At 36.5% G+C, this 22,732-nt stretch carries 23 protein-coding genes; 17 read left to right on the forward strand and 6 right to left on the reverse strand.

Going from position 1 to position 22,732, the window contains the following annotated elements:
• The first annotated feature begins 2 nt into the window (after positions 1 to 2).
• The 5 genes from HMPREF2767_RS06430 (at position 3) to putP (ending at position 7,175) form a co-directional block, all read left to right on the forward strand.
• Positions 3 to 1,043: an ABC transporter permease gene (locus tag HMPREF2767_RS06430; RefSeq protein ID WP_083302073.1), complete on the forward strand. Its 1,041-nt coding sequence runs from the start codon at positions 3 to 5 to the stop codon at positions 1,041 to 1,043.
• A 255-nt stretch (positions 1,044 to 1,298) separates the two neighbouring features.
• Positions 1,299 to 3,131 carry an oligopeptide ABC transporter substrate-binding protein gene (locus HMPREF2767_RS06435; RefSeq protein WP_070623226.1) on the forward strand — a complete coding sequence of 611 codons (1,833 nt, stop codon included), beginning with the start codon at positions 1,299 to 1,301 and terminating at the stop codon, positions 3,129 to 3,131.
• Between the two features lie 112 nt (positions 3,132 to 3,243).
• Complete coding sequence (locus tag HMPREF2767_RS06440; protein WP_070623229.1) at positions 3,244 to 4,188, forward strand: beta-ketoacyl-ACP synthase III; 945 nt, start codon at positions 3,244 to 3,246, stop codon at positions 4,186 to 4,188.
• Positions 4,189 to 4,202: 14 nt separating this feature from the next.
• Positions 4,203 to 5,441, forward strand: coding sequence for a beta-ketoacyl-ACP synthase II (gene fabF, locus HMPREF2767_RS06445; protein WP_070623232.1), 1,239 nt, complete (start codon positions 4,203 to 4,205; stop codon positions 5,439 to 5,441).
• Positions 5,442 to 5,624: 183 nt separating this feature from the next.
• Positions 5,625 to 7,175, forward strand: coding sequence for a sodium/proline symporter PutP (gene putP / locus HMPREF2767_RS06450; protein ID WP_070623235.1), 1,551 nt, complete (start codon positions 5,625 to 5,627; stop codon positions 7,173 to 7,175).
• Positions 7,176 to 7,208: 33 nt separating this feature from the next.
• Here putP and trpS read toward each other — a convergent pair whose 3' ends face one another.
• The gene (gene trpS, locus HMPREF2767_RS06455; protein WP_070623237.1) at positions 7,209 to 8,207 is read right to left on the reverse strand and encodes a tryptophan--tRNA ligase; all 999 of its coding nucleotides are present in this window, start codon (positions 8,205 to 8,207) and stop codon (positions 7,209 to 7,211) included.
• Positions 8,208 to 8,433: 226 nt separating this feature from the next.
• Between trpS and spxA the strand changes: the two genes are divergently transcribed.
• From spxA to pepF, 4 genes are all read left to right on the forward strand, one after another.
• Positions 8,434 to 8,829, forward strand: coding sequence for a transcriptional regulator SpxA (spxA, locus tag HMPREF2767_RS06460; RefSeq protein WP_070623240.1), 396 nt, complete (start codon positions 8,434 to 8,436; stop codon positions 8,827 to 8,829).
• A 122-nt stretch (positions 8,830 to 8,951) separates the two neighbouring features.
• On the forward strand, positions 8,952 to 9,707 hold the full coding sequence (locus HMPREF2767_RS06465) for an adaptor protein MecA (RefSeq protein WP_070623243.1): 756 nt from the start codon (positions 8,952 to 8,954) through the stop codon (positions 9,705 to 9,707).
• A 51-nt stretch (positions 9,708 to 9,758) separates the two neighbouring features.
• On the forward strand, positions 9,759 to 10,733 hold the full coding sequence (locus tag HMPREF2767_RS06470; RefSeq protein ID WP_070623245.1) for a competence protein CoiA: 975 nt from the start codon (positions 9,759 to 9,761) through the stop codon (positions 10,731 to 10,733).
• 42 nt (positions 10,734 to 10,775) lie between these two features.
• Complete coding sequence (pepF, locus tag HMPREF2767_RS06475; RefSeq protein WP_070623248.1) at positions 10,776 to 12,575, forward strand: oligoendopeptidase F; 1,800 nt, start codon at positions 10,776 to 10,778, stop codon at positions 12,573 to 12,575.
• A gap of 65 nt (positions 12,576 to 12,640) precedes the next feature.
• Here pepF and HMPREF2767_RS06480 read toward each other — a convergent pair whose 3' ends face one another.
• From HMPREF2767_RS06480 to HMPREF2767_RS06490, 3 genes are read right to left on the reverse strand one after another with little or no spacing between them, the layout of a single operon-like run.
• Positions 12,641 to 13,420 carry a DsbA family protein gene (locus tag HMPREF2767_RS06480; RefSeq protein ID WP_083302074.1) on the reverse strand — a complete coding sequence of 260 codons (780 nt, stop codon included), beginning with the start codon at positions 13,418 to 13,420 and terminating at the stop codon, positions 12,641 to 12,643.
• Between the two features lie 27 nt (positions 13,421 to 13,447).
• On the reverse strand, positions 13,448 to 13,813 hold the full coding sequence (locus HMPREF2767_RS06485; RefSeq protein ID WP_070623254.1) for a globin domain-containing protein: 366 nt from the start codon (positions 13,811 to 13,813) through the stop codon (positions 13,448 to 13,450).
• A gap of 10 nt (positions 13,814 to 13,823) precedes the next feature.
• Positions 13,824 to 14,393 carry a CYTH domain-containing protein gene (locus tag HMPREF2767_RS06490; RefSeq protein ID WP_083302075.1) on the reverse strand — a complete coding sequence of 190 codons (570 nt, stop codon included), beginning with the start codon at positions 14,391 to 14,393 and terminating at the stop codon, positions 13,824 to 13,826.
• A 115-nt stretch (positions 14,394 to 14,508) separates the two neighbouring features.
• On the opposite strand from HMPREF2767_RS06490, the gene HMPREF2767_RS06495 reads away from it, so the two are divergent.
• From HMPREF2767_RS06495 to fabI, 5 genes are all read left to right on the forward strand, one after another.
• The gene (locus HMPREF2767_RS06495; protein ID WP_070623260.1) at positions 14,509 to 14,859 is read left to right on the forward strand and encodes a UPF0738 family protein; all 351 of its coding nucleotides are present in this window, start codon (positions 14,509 to 14,511) and stop codon (positions 14,857 to 14,859) included.
• A 15-nt stretch (positions 14,860 to 14,874) separates the two neighbouring features.
• Positions 14,875 to 15,495 (forward strand): GTP diphosphokinase, encoded by a 621-nt coding sequence (locus tag HMPREF2767_RS06500; protein ID WP_068127871.1) that lies wholly within the window; start codon positions 14,875 to 14,877, stop codon positions 15,493 to 15,495.
• 17 nt (positions 15,496 to 15,512) lie between these two features.
• On the forward strand, positions 15,513 to 16,310 hold the full coding sequence (locus HMPREF2767_RS06505; protein WP_068127875.1) for an NAD kinase: 798 nt from the start codon (positions 15,513 to 15,515) through the stop codon (positions 16,308 to 16,310).
• 5 nt (positions 16,311 to 16,315) lie between these two features.
• Positions 16,316 to 17,719 carry a magnesium transporter gene (gene mgtE, locus HMPREF2767_RS06510; protein ID WP_068127877.1) on the forward strand — a complete coding sequence of 468 codons (1,404 nt, stop codon included), beginning with the start codon at positions 16,316 to 16,318 and terminating at the stop codon, positions 17,717 to 17,719.
• Between the two features lie 70 nt (positions 17,720 to 17,789).
• A complete protein-coding gene (gene fabI, locus HMPREF2767_RS06515) occupies positions 17,790 to 18,557 on the forward strand; it encodes an enoyl-ACP reductase FabI (RefSeq protein WP_040929324.1) in 768 nt (255 codons plus the stop codon).
• 39 nt (positions 18,558 to 18,596) lie between these two features.
• Here the strand turns inward: fabI and HMPREF2767_RS06520 are convergent, their stop codons facing one another.
• Positions 18,597 to 19,322 (reverse strand): alpha/beta hydrolase, encoded by a 726-nt coding sequence (locus tag HMPREF2767_RS06520; protein WP_068127880.1) that lies wholly within the window; start codon positions 19,320 to 19,322, stop codon positions 18,597 to 18,599.
• 126 nt (positions 19,323 to 19,448) lie between these two features.
• Between HMPREF2767_RS06520 and HMPREF2767_RS06525 the strand changes: the two genes are divergently transcribed.
• Together HMPREF2767_RS06525 and HMPREF2767_RS06530 are read left to right on the forward strand one after the other, a co-directional pair.
• Complete coding sequence (locus HMPREF2767_RS06525; RefSeq protein WP_070623263.1) at positions 19,449 to 20,555, forward strand: AI-2E family transporter; 1,107 nt, start codon at positions 19,449 to 19,451, stop codon at positions 20,553 to 20,555.
• A 51-nt stretch (positions 20,556 to 20,606) separates the two neighbouring features.
• Positions 20,607 to 21,296: a M23 family metallopeptidase gene (locus HMPREF2767_RS06530; RefSeq protein ID WP_070623267.1), complete on the forward strand. Its 690-nt coding sequence runs from the start codon at positions 20,607 to 20,609 to the stop codon at positions 21,294 to 21,296.
• A 37-nt stretch (positions 21,297 to 21,333) separates the two neighbouring features.
• Here the strand turns inward: HMPREF2767_RS06530 and HMPREF2767_RS06535 are convergent, their stop codons facing one another.
• A complete protein-coding gene (locus tag HMPREF2767_RS06535; RefSeq protein WP_068127890.1) occupies positions 21,334 to 21,735 on the reverse strand; it encodes a hypothetical protein in 402 nt (133 codons plus the stop codon).
• Positions 21,736 to 21,928: 193 nt separating this feature from the next.
• Between HMPREF2767_RS06535 and HMPREF2767_RS06540 the strand changes: the two genes are divergently transcribed.
• A complete protein-coding gene (locus HMPREF2767_RS06540) occupies positions 21,929 to 22,726 on the forward strand; it encodes a gluconate 2-dehydrogenase subunit 3 family protein (RefSeq protein ID WP_371440763.1) in 798 nt (265 codons plus the stop codon).
• The last annotated feature ends 6 nt before the right edge of the window (positions 22,727 to 22,732 follow it).

The raw sequence follows: 22,732 nt of genomic DNA on the forward strand, positions 1-22,732 counted from the left end.
ACATGACAAAGGATAATAAAAATTTAAATGATGAAAACCGTGAGTTAAAAGATGTCAATCCAGACAACACAGGTTTTGAGAATGACAAAAATGATGCAAGCCCGACGAATATAGATACACATAATCAAGCAGGTGTGTACGGAATTGAATCACACGATTCAATCGATGTAGAAAACTTGCCGAGATCGACACCGGGGTGGAAAGTTTTACTTCAAGAAATTTTAGTAGATAAAGTTGCGCTTTTCAGCTTAATTATTATGATTGCAATTACATCATACGTTTTTGGACTAACGATGTTCTTAAAACAATCAGAAATCGTAACAGTAGACTTATTATCACTGAACCAACCGCCAAACGAAGAGTTTAGACTCGGTACGGACTACGGTGGACGTGATATTTTTGGACAATTAATTATCGGTACGAGAAACTCGTTACTAATTGGTTTCCTCGTTACAGCAATATCAGTATCATTCGGTACGGCTTATGGAGTAATCTCTGGTTACTTCGGAGGACAAGTGGACAATATCCTCATGCGTATCGTAGACTTTATGATGGTTTTACCGTTCATCATGATCATCGTTGTGTACGTTACAATTTCACCAAGCTATAATGTCGTGAGTTTCTCACTCATCATGAGTGCGTTCTTATGGACAGGTACAGCGAGATTAATACGTTCACTAGCGATTCAAGAGAAAGAACAAGACTATATTAACGCTTCGAGAACGTTAGGTAGTTCTCACGTTAAAATTATATTTACACAGTTATTACCGAACTTAGTCGGTATTATCATTGTTAACTCAACGCTATCACTCGCTTCGAATATCGGTATTGAGTCGGGACTCTCATTCATTGGATTTGGATTCCCTGAAGATACACCGTCACTCGGAACGCTATTATCTTATGCAACACAAACGCAAACGCTACGCTTAAGACCGTGGATCTGGGCACCAGCGGCGATATTAATCTTAATCTTAATGCTTTGTGTACGTAACGTTGGTGAAGCGTTACGCCGAGCAGGAGATGCGAGACAACGTAATGCATAAATTTACATTTAAGACCAAGCGAATGCTTGGTCTTTTTTGTGTTATTTAATAATTACAAAAAATTTGTAAAAAATATTCGAAAACGATTTCACTTTTTTTCGAAATAGGGTATAATATTGTTATAGATTTAAAACGGTTTCAATTTTTTGAAAAGAAATTCAATTTTGATATTGATTAATCTGAATTTTATGATAATATCAAAATTAGATAACATTTCTATACCGTTATCTTTTATATCTAAAGGGGGAAACAAAGATGAAGAAACACAATTGGTCTCGCGTACTTTTCGGTATGGGATCATCTCTAGCTCTTGTTCTTGCAGCTTGTGGTGGCGGAGGAAGCGATGACGCTGCTGACGGCGATAAGGACAAAAAAGATGACGGCGGCGGTACAAGTAACGCAGAGCCTAGCGAAGAAGGAGTCTATAATTACGAAGACTTCAGCAAAACGGTTTCAAACACAGGTGAACCTTCTGGTTCAGGTACGTTAAAAGTTGGTTACACTTCAGATACTCCATTTGAAGGTACACTAAACTGGGCGTTCTACCAAGGTGCTCCAGATGCTACTATGATTGGATACTTCGATGAAGCTGCATTCAGAATGGACGCTGACTTCCAGTACACTCAAGACGGATTAATCGGATTTGAGTTAAACGAAGAAGACAACACAGTAACATTCAAATTACAAGCAGATGCTAAATGGCACGATGGTACACCAGTTACTATCCAAGACTATGTTGCATCATACGAAGTAATCGGTCACCCTGACTACGACGGTGTTCGCGGATCAAGCGACGGATTTACATTAATTGAAGGATACGAAGAGTATCAAGCTGGTGAAGCTGATGAAATCTCTGGTATCGAAGTTGTAGACGATAAAACAGCTGTATTTACATACAAAGAACTTGCACCATCATTAACGGCTGGTGGTTTCTGGGCATACTTATTCCCTGAAAAGTACTACGAAGGTGTAGAAGTTAAAGATATGGCAGCAGCAGATCAAACACGTCAAAACCCAATTGGTATTGGACCATATAAAGTTAAATCAATCACTTCAGGTGAAGCGATTATCCTTGAGAAAAACGAAGATTACTGGCAAGGTGAACCAGGAATGGACGGAATCGAAATCAAAGTTATTCCTTCATCTTCTGTAGCTGATGCGGTTCAAAAAGGTGATATCGACGTAGCGTTATCATTCCCAACTGACCAATATCCAGACGTTGCTGAAATGGATAATGTTGAATGGTTAGGTCAAATTGACGGAGCATACACTTACATTGGTTTCAAACTTGGTGAGTGGGATGCAGACAAAAACGAAGTTAACTACAAGCCAGACGAAATGAAAATGGGTGACAAAGAATTACGTCGCGCAATGTGGCACGCAGTTGACAACGATGCTGTCGGTAATAAGTTCTATAAAGGTCTACGTTGGGGAGCGAACTCATTAATCACTCCTTACCACAAAGACTGGTATAAAGAAGACTTAGAAACTCCTAAATACGATCCAGAAAAAGCAAAACAAATCTTAGCTGACGCTGGATATGAAGACACAGACGGAGACGGATTCGTTGAAACACCAGACGGTGAAAAACTACAAATCAACTTCGCTTCTATGTCAGGTGGAGACATTGCTGAACCATTAGCAAACTACTACATCCAATCTTGGAAAGAAATTGGACTTAACGTAGAAAAAACTAACGGCCGTTTAATCGAATTCAACACATTCTACGACATGCTTAAAAACGATGACAAAGACATTGACATCTACCAAGGTGCATGGGGTGTAGGTTCTGACGTTGACCCTTCAGGATTATACGGAAGAAAAGCTGCATTCAACTACCCACGTTACGCTTCTGAGAAAAACGATGAATTACTTAAAAAAGGTAACTCACAAGAAGCACTTGATATTGAATACAGAAAAGAAGTATACAATGAGTGGCAAGAATTTATGGCTGAAGAAATTCCAGTATTCCCAACTCTTTACCGTGCATACGTAGTACCAGTTAACAAACGTGTTAAAAACTGGACTGAAGAGTACGGATATAACCCTGACTTCCAATTATACAAAGTCGGTGTAGATGAAGAGTAATTCGCTACTCACTAAAGCTTAAGTACATGAGTACTTAAGCTTTTTTTGTTTGATTAAAACAAAAAAATGTGCTAAATTAGTACCTAGTAATAAAAAGGTGAGGTGTGGTGAGATGACGAATGTAGGGATCATCGGTATGGGTAGTTATTTACCAGAAAAAGTAATGACCAATCACGACTTTGAAAAGATTTTAGATACGTCAGATGAATGGATTACTGAAATGACGGGTATAAAAGAAAGAAGATTTGCTGAAGAAGATATGGATACGAGTGATATGGCAGTAATAGCAGCTAAAAGAGCGATGGAGAACTCTGGAGTAACAAAAGATGACATCGATATGATTATCGTTGCTACTTCAACACCAGACCATCACTTTCCAACAGTCGCGAATATCGTTCAAAGTAAACTTGAGTTAAATCATGTACCATCATTTGACCAAGCAGCGGCTTGTACAGGATTTATATATGGGTTAGCGACTGCTTATAATTACATAAAAGCAGGGACTTATAAAAAGGTGCTTGTCATCGGTGCAGATAAGTTATCAAAAAAGATCGATTTTGACGATCGATCTACGGCGATACTTTTTGGAGATGGTGCGAGTGCAGCTATCGTTGGTGAAGTCAGCGAGGGATACGGTATCAAATCGTTTGAACTTGGTAGTAACGGTGACGGTGGTAAGTGGCTATATGACGATAAAGATACGAAATACATTAAAATGAACGGAAGAGAAGTATTTAAGTTCGCAGTAAGAATTATGGGAGAACTCAGCGTATCTGTTACAGAAAAAGCAGGTATGTCAAGTGAAGATATCGATATGCTCATACCACACCAAGCGAATATTCGTATTATGGAGTCGGCTAGAAAGAGAATGAACTTACCGAGAGAAAAAATGAGTGAAACGATTCAATCATATGGAAACACGTCTGCGGCTTCAATTCCAATCAGCATTGAACATGAAGTCAAACATAATAAAATAAAAGATGGAGATAATATCGTCTTAGTTGGGTTCGGCGGCGGCTTAACATGGGGCGCTGTCTGTATGACTTGGGGAAAATAATAGGAGGAATATAAATGAACGAAAGAAGAGTTGTAATTACAGGTATGGGAGCATTAACACCAATTGGAAATACTGTCGATGAGATGTGGGAAAACGCATTAAACGGTGTAAACGGAATTGGTGAAATTACGAGAATAGATACGAGTGATTATGATGTACACGTCGCTGGTGAGCTTAAAGACTTTGACGGTGAAGAATATTTCGGCCGTAAAGAAGCACGTCGTATGGACCGCTTTACGCAATATGCTGTTGCTGCTTCAGATGAAGCGGTTAAAGATTCTGGATTAAATATCGACGAAATTTCAGAACGTACAGGTGTATGGATCGGATCAGGTATCGGTGGTATTCAAGCATTAGAGGACGGTTTAAGAGTATTATTCGACCGTGGTCCAAAACGAGTGAGTCCATTATTTGTACCGATGATGATTCCAGATATGGCAGCTGGTCAAGTATCGATTCGCCATAACGCAAAAGGGCCTAATGGTGCGACTGTAACAGCATGTGCAACAGGTACAAACTCGATTGGCGACGGGTTTAGAATCGTTGCGAGAGGCGATGCTGACGTTATGATTACAGGTGGAACTGAATCACCAATTACCCATATGGGTGTTGCTGGATTCCAAGCGAATCGTGCGTTAAGTAAATCGAATGATCCGAACTATGCTTCTGTTCCATTTTCAGAAGACCGCTCAGGCTTTGTAATGGGTGAAGGTGCAGGCATCGTTATTTTAGAAGAGTTAGAGCATGCGAAAGCACGCGGAGCAAAAATTTATGCTGAGATCGTTGGTTACGGCTCAACAGGAGATGCGCATCATATTACAGCTCCAGCACCAGAAGGTGAAGGTGGGGCGCGTGCGATTCAAGCGGCGTTAAACGATGCTGGTATTCAACCAGAACAAGTTCAATATATTAACGCACATGGTACATCAACACCATATAACGATGAGTTTGAAACACTTGCGATTAAAACAGTCTTTGGAGACCATGCATACAATTTAAAAATCAACTCAACAAAATCAATGACTGGTCACTTACTCGGTGCAACTGGTGCTATGGAAGCAATTATTACTGCGAAAAGTATTCAAGAAGGCAAAATCCATCCGACGATTAACTTAACAAATCAAGATCCTAAACTTGATTTAGATTATGTTAAAGACGGACAAGAAGATTTAGACATCGATTACGCAGTAACAAATAGCTTAGGATTCGGTGGACATAATGCGACACTCGTGTTAAAAAAATATACAGAATAATATAGAATTAAATATTGAATAAACGCGAAATCTTAATTGATATCGCGTTTATTTTTTCATACTAAATAAATGTGTATTAAAACAAAAAAAGAGATTTATTCATATTAAAACGCTTTAAATGCTATGTAAAACGCTTTTATGATTTTGTATACTAAACTTATATTGTAAAAGGAGGCGCTTTAAGTGCTATTATTAGGAGCTACGCGTGTACGTGACGCAGTCACTTTAGATTGGCAAACGTACGTTATGATTGTACTATACTTCTTAATTCTTTTAGTCATTGGTTGGTATAGTTACAAGCGATCGACAGGAGATTTAAATGAGTATATGCTAGGTGGTCGTAACATTGGACCATACGTAACCGCACTGTCTGCAGGAGCAGCAGATATGAGTGGTTGGATGATCATGGGGTTACCTGGGGAAGTTTACTCAGTTGGTCTCTCAGCAGCATGGCTTGCGATTGGTTTAACAGTAGGTGCTTATGTAAACTACTTCGTCGTTGCACCGAGATTACGTGTGTATACTGAAATCGCAAATGATTCAATTACGATTCCTGAATTTTTAAATAACCGTTTAAGTGATAACACAAATTTAATTAAAATTATTTCAGGTCTGATTATCGTTGTATTCTTTACATTATATGTAAACTCAGGACTCGTTGCAGGTGGACGTTTATTTGAAAGTGCATTTGGGACGTCATACCACTTCGGTCTAATCTTAATTGGTGTAATCATCATCGTTTACACATTCTTTGGTGGATATCTAGCAGTATCACTCACGGACTTCTTCCAAGGTGTGATTATGTTAATTGCGATGGTTATGGTACCGATTGTTGCGATGCTTCAATTATCAGGTTTTGATACGTTAAGCCAAGCGGCAGAAATTAAACCGACAAACTTAGATTGGTTTAAAGGTACGACTGTAATCGGTATTATTTCATTTATTGCATGGGGTCTAGGTTATTTCGGACAACCACATATCATCGTTCGATTTATGTCTGTTCAAAACGTTAAAAAATTAAGAACCGCACGTCGCTTTGGTATTGGTTGGATGGCAATCAGCCTACTCGGTGCGGTACTCGTTGGTTTAACAGGAATTACGTTTGTAAATAGTAATGGATTAGTGCTCGAAGACCCAGAAACGATCTTCATTTTAATGGGGCAATTATTATTCCACCCATTAATTGGTGGATTCTTACTCGCAGCAATTTTAGCAGCAATTATGAGTACGATTGCGTCACAATTAATTGTAACGTCTAGTGCGTTAACAGAAGACTTCTATAAGTTAATTCGTGGTAAAGAAAATGCGAATAGTCGTCAAAAAGAATTTGTTATGGTTGGACGTATTTCAGTACTACTCGTTGCAGCAGTAGCGATGGTTATCGCGTGGAGCCCGAATGCTACAATCCTAGACTTAGTTGGTAACGCTTGGGCAGGATTCGGTGCAGCATTTGGTCCAATCGTAATCCTCTCCCTTTACTGGAAAGGTTTAACGAGAACAGGTGCGTTATCAGGTATGATCGCAGCATCAGTGACTGTTATTCTTTGGATTACAGTTGTTTCACCAATGGGTGAAACAGGTTCAGATTTCTGGAACTTATATGAAATTTTACCAGGTTTCATCGTTAACTTAATTGTAACTGTTGTTGTAAGTTTATTTACAGCAAAACCAGCTCAAGATGTTGAAAAAGAACTTAACACAGTAAAATCAATTATCAAACATGAATTAGAATAAAAAAAACGGGGAAATTTCCCCGTTTTTTTGTTCTTATTTTCTTTTTCGTCCGAGTCCTACGGCATTTTCCATTTTAGTTAACGTTTTTATTGTCTTCTTAAATGCACGGTCGCGACCTTCATCTAAAATTGCGTCGAGTTCTTCAGAGTTTAAGTAATGATTTACTTTTTCTTGGAAATCGGTTAAGAATGCTTTTACGATTTCACCTAAGTCCTTTTTAAAGTCACCGTATGTCTTACCCTCGTACTTCGCTTCGATTTCTTCAATCGTATAATCTGTAAAGCTCGAGTAAATGACGAGTAGGTTAGAAATTCCTGGTTTATTTTCTTTATCATATTTTACAATCATGTCAGAATCTGTCACTGCGCTACGGATTTTTTTGGCAGCAGCATTTGGATCGTCCATTAAAGATATAAACGCTTTTTGATTTGCATCACTTTTACTCATCTTGCTCGTTGGATCTTGTAAGCTCATAATACGTCCGCCAAATTTTGGAAGTCGTGTTTCAGGAATCGTAAATATTTCTTTATAGCGGAAGTTAAAACGCTCAGCGAGTGTGCGCGTTAACTCTAAGTGTTGCGCTTGGTCATCACCAACTGGTACAACATCTGCATTATAGAGTAAAATATCAGATACCATGAGCGTCGGATAAGTAAATAAACCGACTGGGATACCTTCTTTTTGAGATTGCTTACGTGCTTTATCTTTAAATTGTGTCATACGTTCTAATTCACCCATATACGATAACGTTTGGAAAATCCACGTCGCTTGTGTATGAGTTGGAACTTCAGATTGTATAAAAAGTACTGCCTTGTTAGGATCTAATCCAGCTGCAAGATAAATTGCAGCGAGTAATTTTGTGTTTTTACGTAATTCTAATCGATCTTGTGGTACAGTAATCGCGTGTTGGTCGACGATGCAAAAATAAGACTCATACTTTTCTTGCATTTCGACGAACTGTGTAATCGCTCCGATATAGTTACCAATTGTTGGTATACCACTCGGTTGAATACCAGAAAATAATGTTTTCATATGGTTTGCCTCCGAAAAATGTATTATCTTTATTTTAATACTGTTTATAGTTTCTATCAAATGCTGATTTTTTAGCATAATTTAACATTTTTTTCAAACTTTTTAAGATATTTTCATGTTATTTTAATGTTCAGGGTTTATAATATAATCATCAAGGGAATAAGATGTTTAATTAATTAAAAAATGTCTTTTTTACTATAATAGAAAATATTGGAGTGTGAAAATTATGGTTACATTATTTACATCACCGAGTTGTACGTCTTGTCGCAAAGCTAAAGCGTGGTTAGAAGACAATAACATTCCATACACTGAAAGAAATATTTTTTCAGAAGCATTAACGCTTGATGAAGTTAAAGAAATTTTAAGAATGACTGAAGACGGAACAGATGAAATCATCTCAACACGTTCTAAGACATTCCAAAAATTAAATGTAGATATTGACAGTTTACCAATGAACGAACTGTACACTTTAATTATGGAAAATCCTGGTATGTTAAGACGTCCGATTATTATCGACCATAAACGACTACAAGTCGGTTATAATGAAGATGAAATTAGACGCTTCTTACCTAGAAAAGTACGTACTCTACATTTAGAAGAAGCAAAACGTATGGCTGAATAATTATATAAACACTGAGCTTGTAACTGAAAAGTTACAAGCTTTTTTATTTGAGTTTTTAAATTGGCATTTTTGTTGCAAAACTCGTATAATGAACGTTACTATTAAAAGTGAGGGGTGAGTGCATGAGATTTGAAAGAATTGACGATGAGACGTTGAAGTTCTATATTTCTTATAATGATATTGAAAATCGAGGTTTTAGTCGAGAAGAGTTATGGATGGATCGTAAACGTGGTGAAGAATTTTTCTGGAAACTCATGAACGAAGTAAGTGACGAACATACAAAAGAATTCATGAGTGATGGCCCGTTATGGATTCAAGTTCATGCATTTGACCGAGGAATCGAAGTAATCGTTTCAAAATCTCAATCAGAAAATAAAAATGTATTTGGACTTTCAAGTAAACATGATGATTTTGAACTACAACAATTACTCGATGAAACGTTCAACGACGATGATGATATAGATAATAAAAAAGATAAAGATGATTTAATTGAAGACTTTTTAGAAACACAAGAATCAATGGATGTAGAAGAATTCGAGAAATTAAAAGAAATGTTACAAGAAGAAATGGAACGTGATTATACGCGACCGTTTATCGTTAAATTTGATGATATCGATACGTTAATTGATTATAGCTATCGTCAAGAAGAAGATGAAACGCTATATGACGATCTACTTTTATCATATAATAATGCGTTCTATTATTTAGTGTACTTCACAAACGAAGGTCAACCGTATGCAGAGAAAATGAAACTCAATTTACTTGAGTACGGTGAACGTTCAGATAGAAACGAAGCAGTTTTAATCGAATACGGAAAGACAATTATGGCATATAACGTAAGACGTCAATTAAGAAAACAATTCGAAATTAAAAAATAAAAAAAGACAAAGCCCCTTTTTCTAGCATATATAGAAAAAGGGGTGTTTTTTATGTTAATCGCAATTGATAAATTCGGAAATGAAATCGACGCAAAAGACGCCAAGCGAAATGAAAAATATTACTGTCCAGTATGTAATAGTGAGGTTCAACTAAAACGTGGTGATATTAAAAAAGAGCACTTTTCACACATTAGTATTCATATGTGTGAGCGCCATTTATATAACCGTGAATCTGAACTTCATCTAAAATTAAAACACGACTTATACTTTAAATTTGGACAAATTTTTAACGTGAAAATGGAATACTATTTAGAACGTATCCAGCAAATACCAGATTTACTCATCGATGATAATCACGCAGTTGAAATTCAACTATCAAAAGTTTCTCCGACGATTATTTTAAATCGAACAAAAGGATATAAAAAAGAAGGAATTGACGTCACGTGGTTATTAAAAGAAGAGGACTTAATTCTAAGAGGGAATCTTCTTTACTTAACACAGTTTCACTATGCAGTGATGAAAGATTTCGTATTATACACAGTTAACGACCAACTCACTGTAAAACGCTATGTATTACTTAAAAACATTGAACAAAACAAGTGGCTCTTTAAAAACGAAACAATAAGATATGAAGAAATATTTAAACATTATTGTCCTTTATTTTCGATTGAAACGAGAAGTAATGATGATCTATTATCTGAAATTCAAAAAGAAAGAAATAAACGTAGTTATTTAAATCCGACGATTTCACTTTTATATCAGTTATCCCTTAGTACAAATCATTTACCAAAATTTCTATACTACATCACACCATCCGAGAGATATATTAATAATAATCCACTTGAATGGAAGCTTTTTTTGTACCATGCTGCAATTAATAAAAATTATGACTTTAATCAATTTGTAAAATCTCTAAGTATACGAAAAGTGAATGGGATGAGTGAATATGATATCGCGAATCGATTATTAAAAGAATTTAAAGAAATATTTCGAATTGCGAACAAAATTAGTTGCATCAAAGTCTAAATATTGAGAAAATGTAAGTGATTACAAATTTGGAGGTACATTATGGGAGAATTATTAAAACGTGAAGATCAACGCGTAGAAGATACGTGGGATTTAACATCAATTTTTGAATCAGATGAAAAATGGGAGGAAGCATATAAAGAAGTAGAGGATCGTCTTTCTGAAGCGGATACGTTCAGAGAAAAAGGCATTCAAAGTTCTGACGACTTACTAGAAGTGCTTGAAGCTGAAAGAGATTTAGGCGTTACTTTATCACAAGTATATGTGTATTCACATTTAAAACATGACCAGGATACATCTAACAGTAAATACCAAAGCATGGAATCTCGTGCAATGTCTTTATATACAAAATTTGCTTCAGCATGGAGCTTCTTAACTCCAGCACTTATGCAAATCGATGAAGAGACGTTAAACAGCTATGCTGAAGAAGATAAATTAAAAGAATTTAAGTTCGACCTAGAAAAGATTAACAAACAACGTGCACACGTATTAAGCGATAAAGAAGAAAAGTTACTCGCTCAAGCAGGTCTCGTATTAAACAACCCAGGATCGACATATGCGATTTTTAATAACGCAGATTTATCGTTTGATAATGCAGTAGACTCTGACGGAAATTCACACGTATTAACTCAAGGGACGTATATTGATTTACTTAAATCAAGCGATAGAACACTTAGAAAATCAGCATATGAAACTCTATACAAGAAGTATGGAGAATATGAAAATACGTTAGCTCAAACACTTTCTGGTGAAGTCGATAGTCATGTGTTCACTGCTGAAGCACGTGGCTACAAGTCAAGCCGTGATCAAGCGTTATCAAACAACCACATTCCTGAAGAAGTATATGACCAACTTGTTGACGTAGTTAATGATAACCTTCATTTACTACACAGATATACTGAGTTACGTAAAGAGATGTTAGGTTTAGATGAGTTAACGATGTATGATATTTATACACCGCTCGTCGACGAAGACTTTAAAGTCACATACGAAGAAGCAAAAAATCACGTCATCGAAGGAATGGCACCACTCGGTGAAGAGTATCAAGACATTTTAAGAGAAGGATTTAACAACCGCTGGGTAGATATTTACGAAAACAAAGGTAAACGTTCTGGTGCGTATTCTTCTGGAACATATGGTACAAATCCATATATTTTAATGAACTGGCAAGATAACGTTGATAACATGTTTACGTTAGCACATGAGTTTGGGCATTCAGTACACAGCTACTACAGCCGTAAAAACCAAACAGCGAACCAATCAGGGTATTCAATTTTCGTCGCAGAAGTGGCTTCTACATTTAACGAGGCATTACTTGCAGATTATCTATATAAAAATTTAGATGACGATAAAAAGAAATTATATCTATTAAATGAGCAACTTGAAGGATTCAGAGGAACGGTATTCCGTCAAACGATGTTTGCTGAATTCGAACATAAGATTCATACGTTAAAAGAAAGCGGCGAGCCGTTAACAGCGGACAAATTAAACGAAGTGTATGGTGATTTAAACAAGAAATATTACGGTGACGCAGTATCATATGACGATTTAATAAGTAAAGAGTGGGCAAGAATTCCACACTTCTATATGAATTACTACGTCTATCAATATGCAACAGGTTATTCAGCAGCTGCGACGTTATCTGAAATCGTATTAAACGGTACAAAAGAAGATAGCGATCGCTACATTAATGAATTCCTGAAAAAAGGTTCATCAAACTATCCAATTGAAATCTTAAAAAATGCGGGTGTCGATATGACAACGCGTGAACCAATTGAAAAAGCGATGAAATTCTTTGAAGAGAAGTTAGATCAATTCGAACAACTCATTAAAAATAAATAATGATATAAACTAAATATGAGAGTCACTCGTGACTCTCATATTTTTATATATAAAAAAGCAACCATTTATACATGGTTGCCGACTGCTTCAAAATAGATTTCATCTCCGTGTGTGACAGAGCTGATATACTGTGACAATTGTAGTTGTTTTAATTCTTTTAGTAATACAGAATCTTGCCAATCATAGATTATCTTTAACTCATCGATGCTGACGAGTTCGTTCTTTTTAATATATTCATAAATATGAGGCAATGCTTTCTTTTGTATATCGATTTCTAGTAATTCATGGATGACGTATGCGTAAATGAAATATTCGTTAACACCTTCAATTTTAAGACCTTCGGACTCAATGTCACCGCTAAAAAATACAAAAGTTGGTAGTAGATTGATATCCAGTTCACGATATAATGCAAGATCACGATTTAATAACGTGTGTAAGTTTTCAGATTCCATCTCATCCATAAATGAATGAATATCAAGGTTTGCGAGCGTTGCGCTATCGATAATATGTTCTTTTGTGCACACAGAATTCGTCGGTGAAATTCTGTTAAATAAATAACGCATAAACTTACGTGCTCTATTTCTTCCTTGCACTTCTGCTGCTTTGTACGCAAGAGCGATATTGTCAATCTTTGAAGTCGACTGTGCCTGACATTTTGTCAGTACTCTTAATGAGGGAGCAAGTATTTTATTGATACGAACATAATCACCATACTCGAGTAGTAGCTTGTTTACGATTGCTTCCATTTTTAAAGCATCTTTATGGAACGGATCAAAGAAATAATATATTTCAATTTGATGTTCTACTGGTTCGAGGAATAGTGAAATTACATTTGAATGTTTCAAAATCTGTCACCTCTAAATAATAATAAATCAGCGACTGTTAACCATCGCGTTTGCTGTAATTTCATAACGTCTTAATACTTGAATTTTAACTTCGTCTGGAATGTTTAAGTCGTTCATTGCCTTAGACATATTGTCGAGCCAAGCATCTCTTTCCTTTGTTGTGATAGGAAACGGCATATGTCTCATTTTTAACATCGGATGACCAAATGTTTCATTATACTTATTTGGACCACCGAGAAATTGGATTTGAAAGAGTTTTTGTTTGTAGCGCGTTTCAGTTAAATCATCTGGAAATAAAAAACGCATGCGTGGGTCATTATCAACATAATCATAAAAACGATCGACTAACGCTTCGATTGTCTCTTCACCAAGTTGCTTATATACTGTAACCATCTATTTCTCCTTAATTCGACTCTAATGCATTATAAAAACGTTCAACTTTAACGGGTGTATCTTTTTTTGTAATGTTAAACGTATCTAACAGCTCATTGAAGACCGTCTCTTTCGACACGTCATCTACTTCAAATTCGATTTCGTAATCTTCATGACCTAAATATGTACTGTAATCTAAAACGAGTGTTCCACCATTATAATCTATTTCTTTACGAAGTGTCGTTAATTTGTCTACGACACGTAATGTTCGGTTAATTAAATGACTACGTATAATTAAAAACATCGGACGACTGAGCATATCTTTATTTACAATATCTCCGATATGTATATCTTCATTAAGAGGGTTGTGAAACTCTTCAGTCACGTGTTCATCCATCGGAACTTTTAGCGTCAACATATTCATATCTTCACGCTTTCGAATACGTAGCATTAAGTAATTACTTCTTAAATCGAAACGGTCCGTATCGACGTAGTAATTCGTCTGAGAGACAGCTTCAACATCTTTAAATAACGCACGTTCTATATTTTCAAATTCATCTTTAGTTAATAAGTTTTTAAATTCAATTTCAGTCTCTTGCATAATGACCTCCTATTCATTATTATTGCGATTTCATAAGATTAAGTAAAGCATTACACATTAAGTACGTCGAAAGGGTACAAGTGTGGTAGAATAAGTACCGGTAGAGGTGAAAGTAATGGATATATATATTAATGAAATTAAATATGAAGACGATACATTAAAATGTTATGTTGAAAATGATTTGACGAATAAAACACTCATAAGTACAGAGCAAATGATTGTAGACTCTGATAACTTTACGATTATTTACATATTAGATGATGGTGAAGAGTACATCCGCACGCATTTCGTATCCGAAACGTGGGAAATGTTAGCGAGATACTATAACAAAACTGTCACTGTAAACGATCAAGTAGAGCTTAAAGAGTTTTTCACGGAATTAGATGTGTTACTCGACAATATTAAAGATAATAGTAATTATGGCAAAGAGTTTGAAGGTAAAATTGTAGAAAGTTTTGCAATTTAAAAGGGGGCTTAAAATATGGATGAGTGGAGCGTATTTTTATCTCCGTATCGACAAGCCATCGATGAACTTAAAATTAAGTTAAAAGGTATTCGACAAGAATATAAATTAACGAACCGTTCGTCTCCAATAGAATTTGTTACTGCAAGAGTAAAGCCAGTACAAAGTATTATTGAGAAGGCGAGTAAAAATAATATCTCTTATGACGAACTTAGAAAAGATATGTACGACATCGCTGGTGTCCGTATTATGTGCCAGTTCGTCGATGATATTATGATTATTAGAGACTTAATCGATAAGCGAGAAGATATGAGAATTATCGAAGAGCGTGATTATATTAAACATACGAAAGAAAGTGGATATCGTTCGTATCACATCATTATAGAATACCCAGTTTCAACAGTAGACGGTACGGTAAATATATTAGCTGAAATTCAAATCCGTACACTTTCTATGAACTTTTGGGCGACGATTGAACACTCTCTGAACTACAAATATAAAGGTGAGTACCCAGTAGAAATAAAAGAAAGACTTCAAAATGCAGCGGACGCCGCGTATCAGCTCGACCAAGAAATGTCATTAATACGCGAAGAAGTTCAAGAGGCACAAAAGTTCTTTTCTAAGAAACGCAACATCTAAACGAGGAGGAGATAATTATGCGATTTACAGTTATCTCAAAAAACGACGAAAAGTCAAAGTATACACGCGAGTATTTAATTCAAGGGATGAAAAAGCGCGGTATGGAAGAAGATAATATACATCCGGAAATTATTATCTCCGTCGGCGGCGATGGAACGTTACTCGGTGCGTTTCATATGTATCAACATTTATTAAAAGAAACGATGTTTGTCGGTGTACATACTGGAAACCTCGGATTTTACGCAGATTTTCATCCAGAAGAAGCGGACCTGTTAATAGACTTAATAGACCGTGGGAAATTTGTTGAAACAGAATTCCCATTAGTCGCTGTTACAGTAAATACAGATGACGGTGAAGAACGTCATCTCGCGTTAAATGAGACGACATTAAAAATGGTACAAGGGTCGACGCTTGCGGTGGATGTTGGTATCGGTGGGAAACATTTTGAAAAGTTTAGAGGAGACGGTATTTGTGTGTCCACACCGTCTGGTTCTACAGCATACAACAAGTCACTGGGTGGTGCGTTAATTCACCCGTCATTTCGATCGATTCAACTTACAGAAATCGCATCGATTAACAACCGAGTATTTAGAACGATTGGTTCATCGATTATTTTACCGAGCCATCACACGTTAAACGTGTATCCAAATAAAGCAGATACGCATTTACTGACAATCGATCACCTACATTTTCAGAAAAATGGTATTCGTTCAATTGAATATCAAGTGGCAGAGGAAACGATAAAATTTGCCCGTTTTAGACATTTTCCATTTTGGCATCGAGTCAGGGAGTCGTTTATATCAAGTGAGAGGTGAGTAAGATGTCAGTTGAAACAGAAGAAAAAGACTACACAAAACATGTGGAAGACATAGAAATAAAAGCAGCATATGATAACTTAATTATGCTGTTAGAACAAGAATCTTATGAGCCGTTTCGAGAAGAGTTTTTAAAACTCCACGAATACGAACAAGGTGAGTTCTTCAGTCTATTAAATGATGAAGATAGAGAAAAATTATATCATTTACTCAGTCCAAAAGAAGTGGCGGATTTCTTTGACACGCTATCTATTTCGAATGAGGAAATGGAAGAGATTTTAACAAGTATGGACGCGAGATACGCTGCACAAGTACTCGGTGCAATGCAGTACGACAACGCAGCGGACATTATGAACTTCTTACCAAAAGAAGTCATGATGAGCTTCTTAGCACTAATGAAAAAAGAAGACCGCGAAGAAATCCGTATATTAATGAACTACGAAGATGATACCGCGGGAGGTATCATGACGACGGAGTTCGTCTCAATCGACAGTGAAATGACTGTCCATGAGGCGATGGTGCACTTAAGAAAAGTAGCTCCAGATAGCGAGACGATCTACTACTTATTCGTCACTGATATTAACAACAAACTCGTCGGTATTATTTCGCTTAGAGATTTAATAATTGCGGATGAAGACGAATATATTGGCGATATTATGAAAGAACGTGTCATCTCGGTAAATGTTGCAGACGACCAAGAACAAGTCGCATATATGATGAGAGACTATGACTTCTTAGCAGTACCAGTTTTAGATTATCAAGAACACTTAGTCGGTATTATTACTGCCGACGATATCATGGACGTAATCCAAGAAGAAGCAGAGGAAGACTACTATAGACTTGCCGGTATGAGTGATGAAGGGTCACCACTTGACGATTCATCATTTACAGCAGCTAAAAAGAGACTTCCATGGCTCATTGGTTTAACGCTTATGGGTATGATTACCGCGACGATGTTATCGACGTTTGAAGAGACGCTTGAAAAAGTAGCGTTACTCGGAGCGTTTATACCGATTATCGGTGGAATGTCAGGGAATGCTGGGACGCAAAGTTTAGCGGTCGCTGTCCGTGGACTTGCTACAGGTGAAATTAAACGTGTGAGCCTATTAAAACTTGCGATTAAAGATATTCTTACAGGTATGATGACAGGGTTCACTTGCGCGGTATTACTATTCATTATCATTACGATTCTATTCGGACAACCTGTCGTCGGAATTATTGTAAGTATTTCTTTATTTGTAGCGATGACATTTGCGACGTTATCTGGAACATTTATACCGATGGGGATGTCAAAATTTGGGATTGACCCTGCAGTAGCAAGTGGTCCGTTTATTACAACATCGAACGATATTATTAGTTTAATGATCTATTTCTCACTCGCAAATGCATTAATGAGTGCTTTAGTATAGATTTTCGTTGCATTTTTTTGAGAATCAATTTAAAATTAGTAGTAGGTACTAATAAGAATGGGGGATTCTCATGGATTTAAAAGGTAAAACATATGTAGTAATGGGTGTTGCGAACCAACGTTCAATTGCTTGGGGAGCAGCGCGTGCATTAGACAAAGCGGGAGCGAATATCGTATTCACGACGTTAAACGACCGTTTTAAAGATCAAATCGAAAAGTTAAAAGGTGAACTCGAAGGCGACCATGACTTCATGGTAAACTGTGACGTTACGTCAGACGAAGACGTTGAGCGTGCATTTAAAGAAATCGGTGAACACACAGGTGGAATTGATGGTGTGTTACACGCAATTGCATTTGCGAATAAAGACGAGTTAAAAGGTGGATACTCTGAAACATCACGTGCAGGATTCCAACTTGCATTAGACATTTCAGCATATTCTCTTGCGATCGTTTCAAAAGAAGCGAAGAAAATCTTAAACCCAGGTGGGTCAATCGTAACGATGACTTACTTAGGTGGAGAGCGTGCACTTCCAAACTATAACGTTATGGGTGTTGCGAAAGCGGCATTAGAAGCAAGTGTTAAATACTTAGCACTTGACCTTGGTGAAGATGGATACCGTGTAAACGCGGTATCAGCTGGTCCAATTCGTACGTTAAGTTCATCGGGAATTGGCGAGTTCAAAACGATTCTTAAAGAAATCGAAGAACGTGCACCATTAAAGAGAAATGTCGACCAATTAGAAGTTGGTAATGCTGTAATGTTCTTATTATCAGATTTAGCATCAGGAATTACAGGAGAAGTATTACACGTCGACTCAGGATATCACGCAATGGCATAAAAATTAAGCTAAGACCATCTGGTCTTAGCTTTTTTATCTTTACACTCCATAAAAGAATCTAAGTGCGTGTTCAATTTCTGGTTTCCACGTCTTCCATATATGGCCACCGTCTAGCTCTTTATACTCGTATCGTTCTGGAATTGAAAAGAGCACTTCGTTTAATTCGCGGTTTGGATCTAAGAAGTTCGCTTGTCTGCCTGTAATTGTTATGAAATCTTGCTCTTCAAGTCCGATTGTATGGTAAAGATGAATGTTTTCAGTGCCTTCTCTTTCGATAATTTCATTATAAAATTCATCAGTAACCTCGGGACTAAAAGCGAGAACATTTTTAAACATTTTTGGGTAATTAATCGCGAGTTTAATACTGAAACTACCCGCTAAGCTTTCACCCATTAAAGCTCTACTGTCGCGATTTTGAATTGTAGGAAACGTATCGTCGACAAACGGAACAAATTCTTTAGCTATAAATTCCATAAACTCGTCTGTATGTTCACCTTCTGGTTGGAAGTGATGGTTACGCCACTCGACACTCGGGTATGGGATTCCGACGATAATCGCAGCTTCTATCTCACCATCTTTAAAAAGTCGTTCGTAAATACGATTGATTTGACCGTATTTAAAAAAGTCTTGTGAGTCAAACGTATAATAGACATTATATTTACGATTTTCGTCAAAATCTTTTGGTATATAGTACTCGAACATAATCGTTTCGTTTAAAATATTGGAATGTATTTCATTGTTATGAATGCCTGTTGTAAAATCCATTGTTATCTCCTTTTTATATATAGTGTAACGTATTTACAAAATATTGCAGTTAATCAGGATAATTTTTTCAACTAATTCTCTATATCAATGATATAATATAAACAAGTTTCGAAAGGAGACACGTCTATGCTGAATAAGATTTGGTTTCAAAGTGGTGTAGCGCTGATTATGACGCTCATCATTATATACATGACAGTGAAAGTACAGTATATATTTGTACCGTTTTTCCAAATCATTGCGACAATTTTCGTACCTGTACTACTTGCTGGCGTCTTATTTTACATTACGATTCCAATTCAAGAATACCTAGAACGCCATAGCGCACCACGCTGGCTATCGATGACTTCTGTATTTTTAATTATTGTGATCGTTATTGCAGTGTTATCAATTTCGGTTATTCCGGTAATTACTGAGCAAGTTCAAAACTTAATTACACGTGGACCGCTCATTCAACGTGAAATTCAAAGCTTCATGAACACAGTAATTACTCAAAGGGACCGTTTACCGTTTGAAGTAAATTTAGATGAAATAACGAATCAAGTATTTGAAACAGGGTCTACGATGTTTAGTAGCGTCGTAGCGAATGCATTTAAAATTATAATGAGTACAGTATCGATTGTGATTTCACTTATTTTAGTACCATTTTTCTTTATCTTTATGTTAAAAGATCACGAAAAATTTGTACCGACAATTACACGTCCATTTACAGGTCGTTTTAAATTATTTTTACTCGATACGATTAAAGATATCGATAAAACACTCCGTGCATTTATACAAGGACAAATGCTCGTGTCGTTTATATTATGTATTATTTTATTTATCGGTTATCAGATTATCGGTTTAGATTACGCACTATTACTCGCGGTGTTTGCGCTATTTATGAACGTCGTACCGTTCGTTGGACCATGGGTCGCATTTTTACCAGCAGCGATTTTAGCGCTCATTCAAGATCCAATTATGTTCATTTGGGTATCACTCATCACACTTGCAGCGCAGCAAATCGAGTCGAATATCATTACGCCAAACGTTATGGGTCAGCAACTTGCGTTACATCCTTTAACAGTTATTACAATTGTACTTGCAGCAGGAAATATCGCAGGATTCTTAGGAATTTTAATTGCGATTCCGACATACGCTGTTATTAAGTCGATTGTTCAAAACATTTGGCGTTATAGACGTGATTTAAGTCAAACGTTAATTAGTGACGTTAAAGTACCAAAACAAAAATATTAAATAGCTAAATCCTCTCCTGTACTCGATATATAGAGTAAGGAGGGGATTTTTTTGAATCCAATAGATATTTTGATTAAGAACAACTTTAAAATGACGAGTAATCCGCATACGATGACACCGTTTGGGTTTAGAAATTACACAGTGAATGGATTTAATTATGACGCGTATTGTGGAGGGTTTCACAGAGCGTATGATTTTGCAAAACATGACGGTGCAGCGATTCCTGCAGTGATGAGCGGGGTCGTCGTACAAGGGACGAGTAATTACGGAAATTTTGGTGGAACAGTCGTAATTGCAAACAAAGCACTTGGTTACCAAGTAATATACGGCCATTTAAAGAGAAATTTAATCGTGACAATCGGTCAACATGTGAAGTACGGTGAAACAATTGGATATCAAGGAGATACAAACAATTTAAACGTACCGATGGCAAGCCATCTTCACATTCAGTTTCAGCGATATGGGTATTTAAAAGAAAAAGATTTTGTATGCAATGGTATTAGTGCATACGATATTGATTTAAGGAAAGATAGATATTTTAACGGGATATTTATTCCGAAATACAATATGAATATTAGGGGCACACCAAGTTTAAATGGAAAAATTATCTCATCAGCTAAGCCAAAAGATAACTTAGCATTTAACTCAGTAACTTATAAAGACGGACACTATTGGTTAAAGTTAAATATTGGATATGTGTCATCAGGTACGAATCAAAAAGATTATGGGAAATTCCAATAAAAAAGGCTTCAAATCTTATAGATTTGAAGCCTTTTAATTATTTACGACGACCGTTATTTCCGGCACCGTCATCAATTTCTTTTAACATTCTGTTAATTGTAACTTGGTTGAACATTTCAACAACGAAAATTACAATGAATGCATATACAACAGCAAATCCAGCTGGTAAGATCGTCCCTTTGACGACAGTTAATACAAGTGCAGGAAGCAATACTGCAGCAATGTATAACACGAGCATCATAATACGATTTGACTCGATTTGATCTTGTGCTTGTTTAATTCTTGACGCAAACTCACGTGTAACAAAACCTACGTCAGCATCGTTTGCTCTATCCGTATCGTAAACGCGAGTAACGACTGGTAAGTTCGTATACTTATCTGTCTCATAACGCAGATCCATGTGATCATTTGGCCATCTTAATGCTTCAAAAAACTTCATTGTGTGGTGTCTCCCTTTCAATATCCTATTAATACTTTAATTATAGACAATTTTTCACAATTTATAAAGACAATTCGAAAATTATTTCACAATTTTGACATAAAATTGTCAAAACCTATTTATATCTTCTTTAAAAGGTGTATAATTATAGTTATCTATTCTATTTGCAGATGAAAATTATTAAGGAGTGAGGATTATGGCGGATGAGAAACAATTCTCAAGACGTGATTTCCTAAAAACAACGGGGGTAGCTACTGGTGGTATTATCGGTGGTAGTTTACTTGGAGGTTTAATTGGATTTAACCTCGACGGTAAATCAAGTGACAGTTCAAAAGATTCTAGTGATCAAGGCGGTGGAGATAGCCACGGTGGTCACGATGGTCATGGTGACGGAGGTATGTTCGACGTACCAGACAAAGGTCGTGTTTTCTTTGAAAACGATGCAGACTTTGCAACGATTGAAGCAGCAATGGAAAGAATCTTCCCAGAAACTGACGTTGGACCAGGAGCTAAAGGGCTCGGTGCAGCTTACTTCTTAGATGGACAACTCGCTGGAGCTTACGGCTTTAACTCTAAAGAATACATGCAAGGACCTTTCCACGAAGGACTTCCAACTCAAGGGTACCAGTCAAACTTAAACCGTGCAGAATACTTCAGACTCGGTGTCAAAAAACTTCAAGAAGAAGCAAAAAGTCGTCACGACGAAAGCTTTTCTCAACTCGATGAAAAGAAACAAGATGAAATTCTAAATGACTTCCAAGAAGGTAAAGTTGACTTTGGTGTACCAAAATCAACAGCAACGTCAAGTTACTTCTTTACGATGCTACGTTCAGCAACTCTAGAAGGTGCATATTGTGATCCGATTTATCACGGTAACAGAAATATGGAAGGCTGGAAAATGAAACAATTCCCAGGCCACCAGCACTCATACTTAGACGTAATTGAATCAGACGAATTTATGGATATTGAACCATTACCAAACTTTGGTTAAAAGGAG

The organism is Nosocomiicoccus sp. HMSC067E10, from assembly GCF_001810835.1.
Classification (GTDB): domain Bacteria; phylum Bacillota; class Bacilli; order Staphylococcales; family Salinicoccaceae; genus Nosocomiicoccus; species Nosocomiicoccus ampullae_A.

What these genes read in the sequence shown, in the direction of transcription:
- HMPREF2767_RS06440 (WP_070623229.1), top strand. Translation starts at nt 3,244, where the DNA reads ATGACGAATGTAGGGATCATCGGTATGGGTAGTTATTTACCAGAAAAA.
- HMPREF2767_RS06430 (WP_083302073.1), top strand. Translation starts at nt 3, where the DNA reads ATGACAAAGGATAATAAAAATTTAAATGATGAAAACCGTGAGTTAAAA.
- HMPREF2767_RS06535 (WP_068127890.1), bottom strand. Translation starts at nt 21,735, where the DNA reads ATGAAGTTTTTTGAAGCATTAAGATGGCCAAATGATCACATGGATCTG.
- HMPREF2767_RS06505 (WP_068127875.1), top strand. Translation starts at nt 15,513, where the DNA reads ATGCGATTTACAGTTATCTCAAAAAACGACGAAAAGTCAAAGTATACA.
- fabI (WP_040929324.1), top strand. Translation starts at nt 17,790, where the DNA reads ATGGATTTAAAAGGTAAAACATATGTAGTAATGGGTGTTGCGAACCAA.
- pepF (WP_070623248.1), top strand. Translation starts at nt 10,776, where the DNA reads ATGGGAGAATTATTAAAACGTGAAGATCAACGCGTAGAAGATACGTGG.
- HMPREF2767_RS06470 (WP_070623245.1), top strand. Translation starts at nt 9,759, where the DNA reads ATGTTAATCGCAATTGATAAATTCGGAAATGAAATCGACGCAAAAGAC.
- HMPREF2767_RS06465 (WP_070623243.1), top strand. Translation starts at nt 8,952, where the DNA reads ATGAGATTTGAAAGAATTGACGATGAGACGTTGAAGTTCTATATTTCT.
- HMPREF2767_RS06495 (WP_070623260.1), top strand. Translation starts at nt 14,509, where the DNA reads ATGGATATATATATTAATGAAATTAAATATGAAGACGATACATTAAAA.
- fabF (WP_070623232.1), top strand. Translation starts at nt 4,203, where the DNA reads ATGAACGAAAGAAGAGTTGTAATTACAGGTATGGGAGCATTAACACCA.
- trpS (WP_070623237.1), bottom strand. Translation starts at nt 8,207, where the DNA reads ATGAAAACATTATTTTCTGGTATTCAACCGAGTGGTATACCAACAATT.
- HMPREF2767_RS06485 (WP_070623254.1), bottom strand. Translation starts at nt 13,813, where the DNA reads ATGGTTACAGTATATAAGCAACTTGGTGAAGAGACAATCGAAGCGTTA.
- mgtE (WP_068127877.1), top strand. Translation starts at nt 16,316, where the DNA reads ATGTCAGTTGAAACAGAAGAAAAAGACTACACAAAACATGTGGAAGAC.
- HMPREF2767_RS06525 (WP_070623263.1), top strand. Translation starts at nt 19,449, where the DNA reads ATGCTGAATAAGATTTGGTTTCAAAGTGGTGTAGCGCTGATTATGACG.
- spxA (WP_070623240.1), top strand. Translation starts at nt 8,434, where the DNA reads ATGGTTACATTATTTACATCACCGAGTTGTACGTCTTGTCGCAAAGCT.
- HMPREF2767_RS06490 (WP_083302075.1), bottom strand. Translation starts at nt 14,393, where the DNA reads ATGCAAGAGACTGAAATTGAATTTAAAAACTTATTAACTAAAGATGAA.
- HMPREF2767_RS06500 (WP_068127871.1), top strand. Translation starts at nt 14,875, where the DNA reads ATGGATGAGTGGAGCGTATTTTTATCTCCGTATCGACAAGCCATCGAT.
- HMPREF2767_RS06520 (WP_068127880.1), bottom strand. Translation starts at nt 19,322, where the DNA reads ATGGATTTTACAACAGGCATTCATAACAATGAAATACATTCCAATATT.
- HMPREF2767_RS06435 (WP_070623226.1), top strand. Translation starts at nt 1,299, where the DNA reads ATGAAGAAACACAATTGGTCTCGCGTACTTTTCGGTATGGGATCATCT.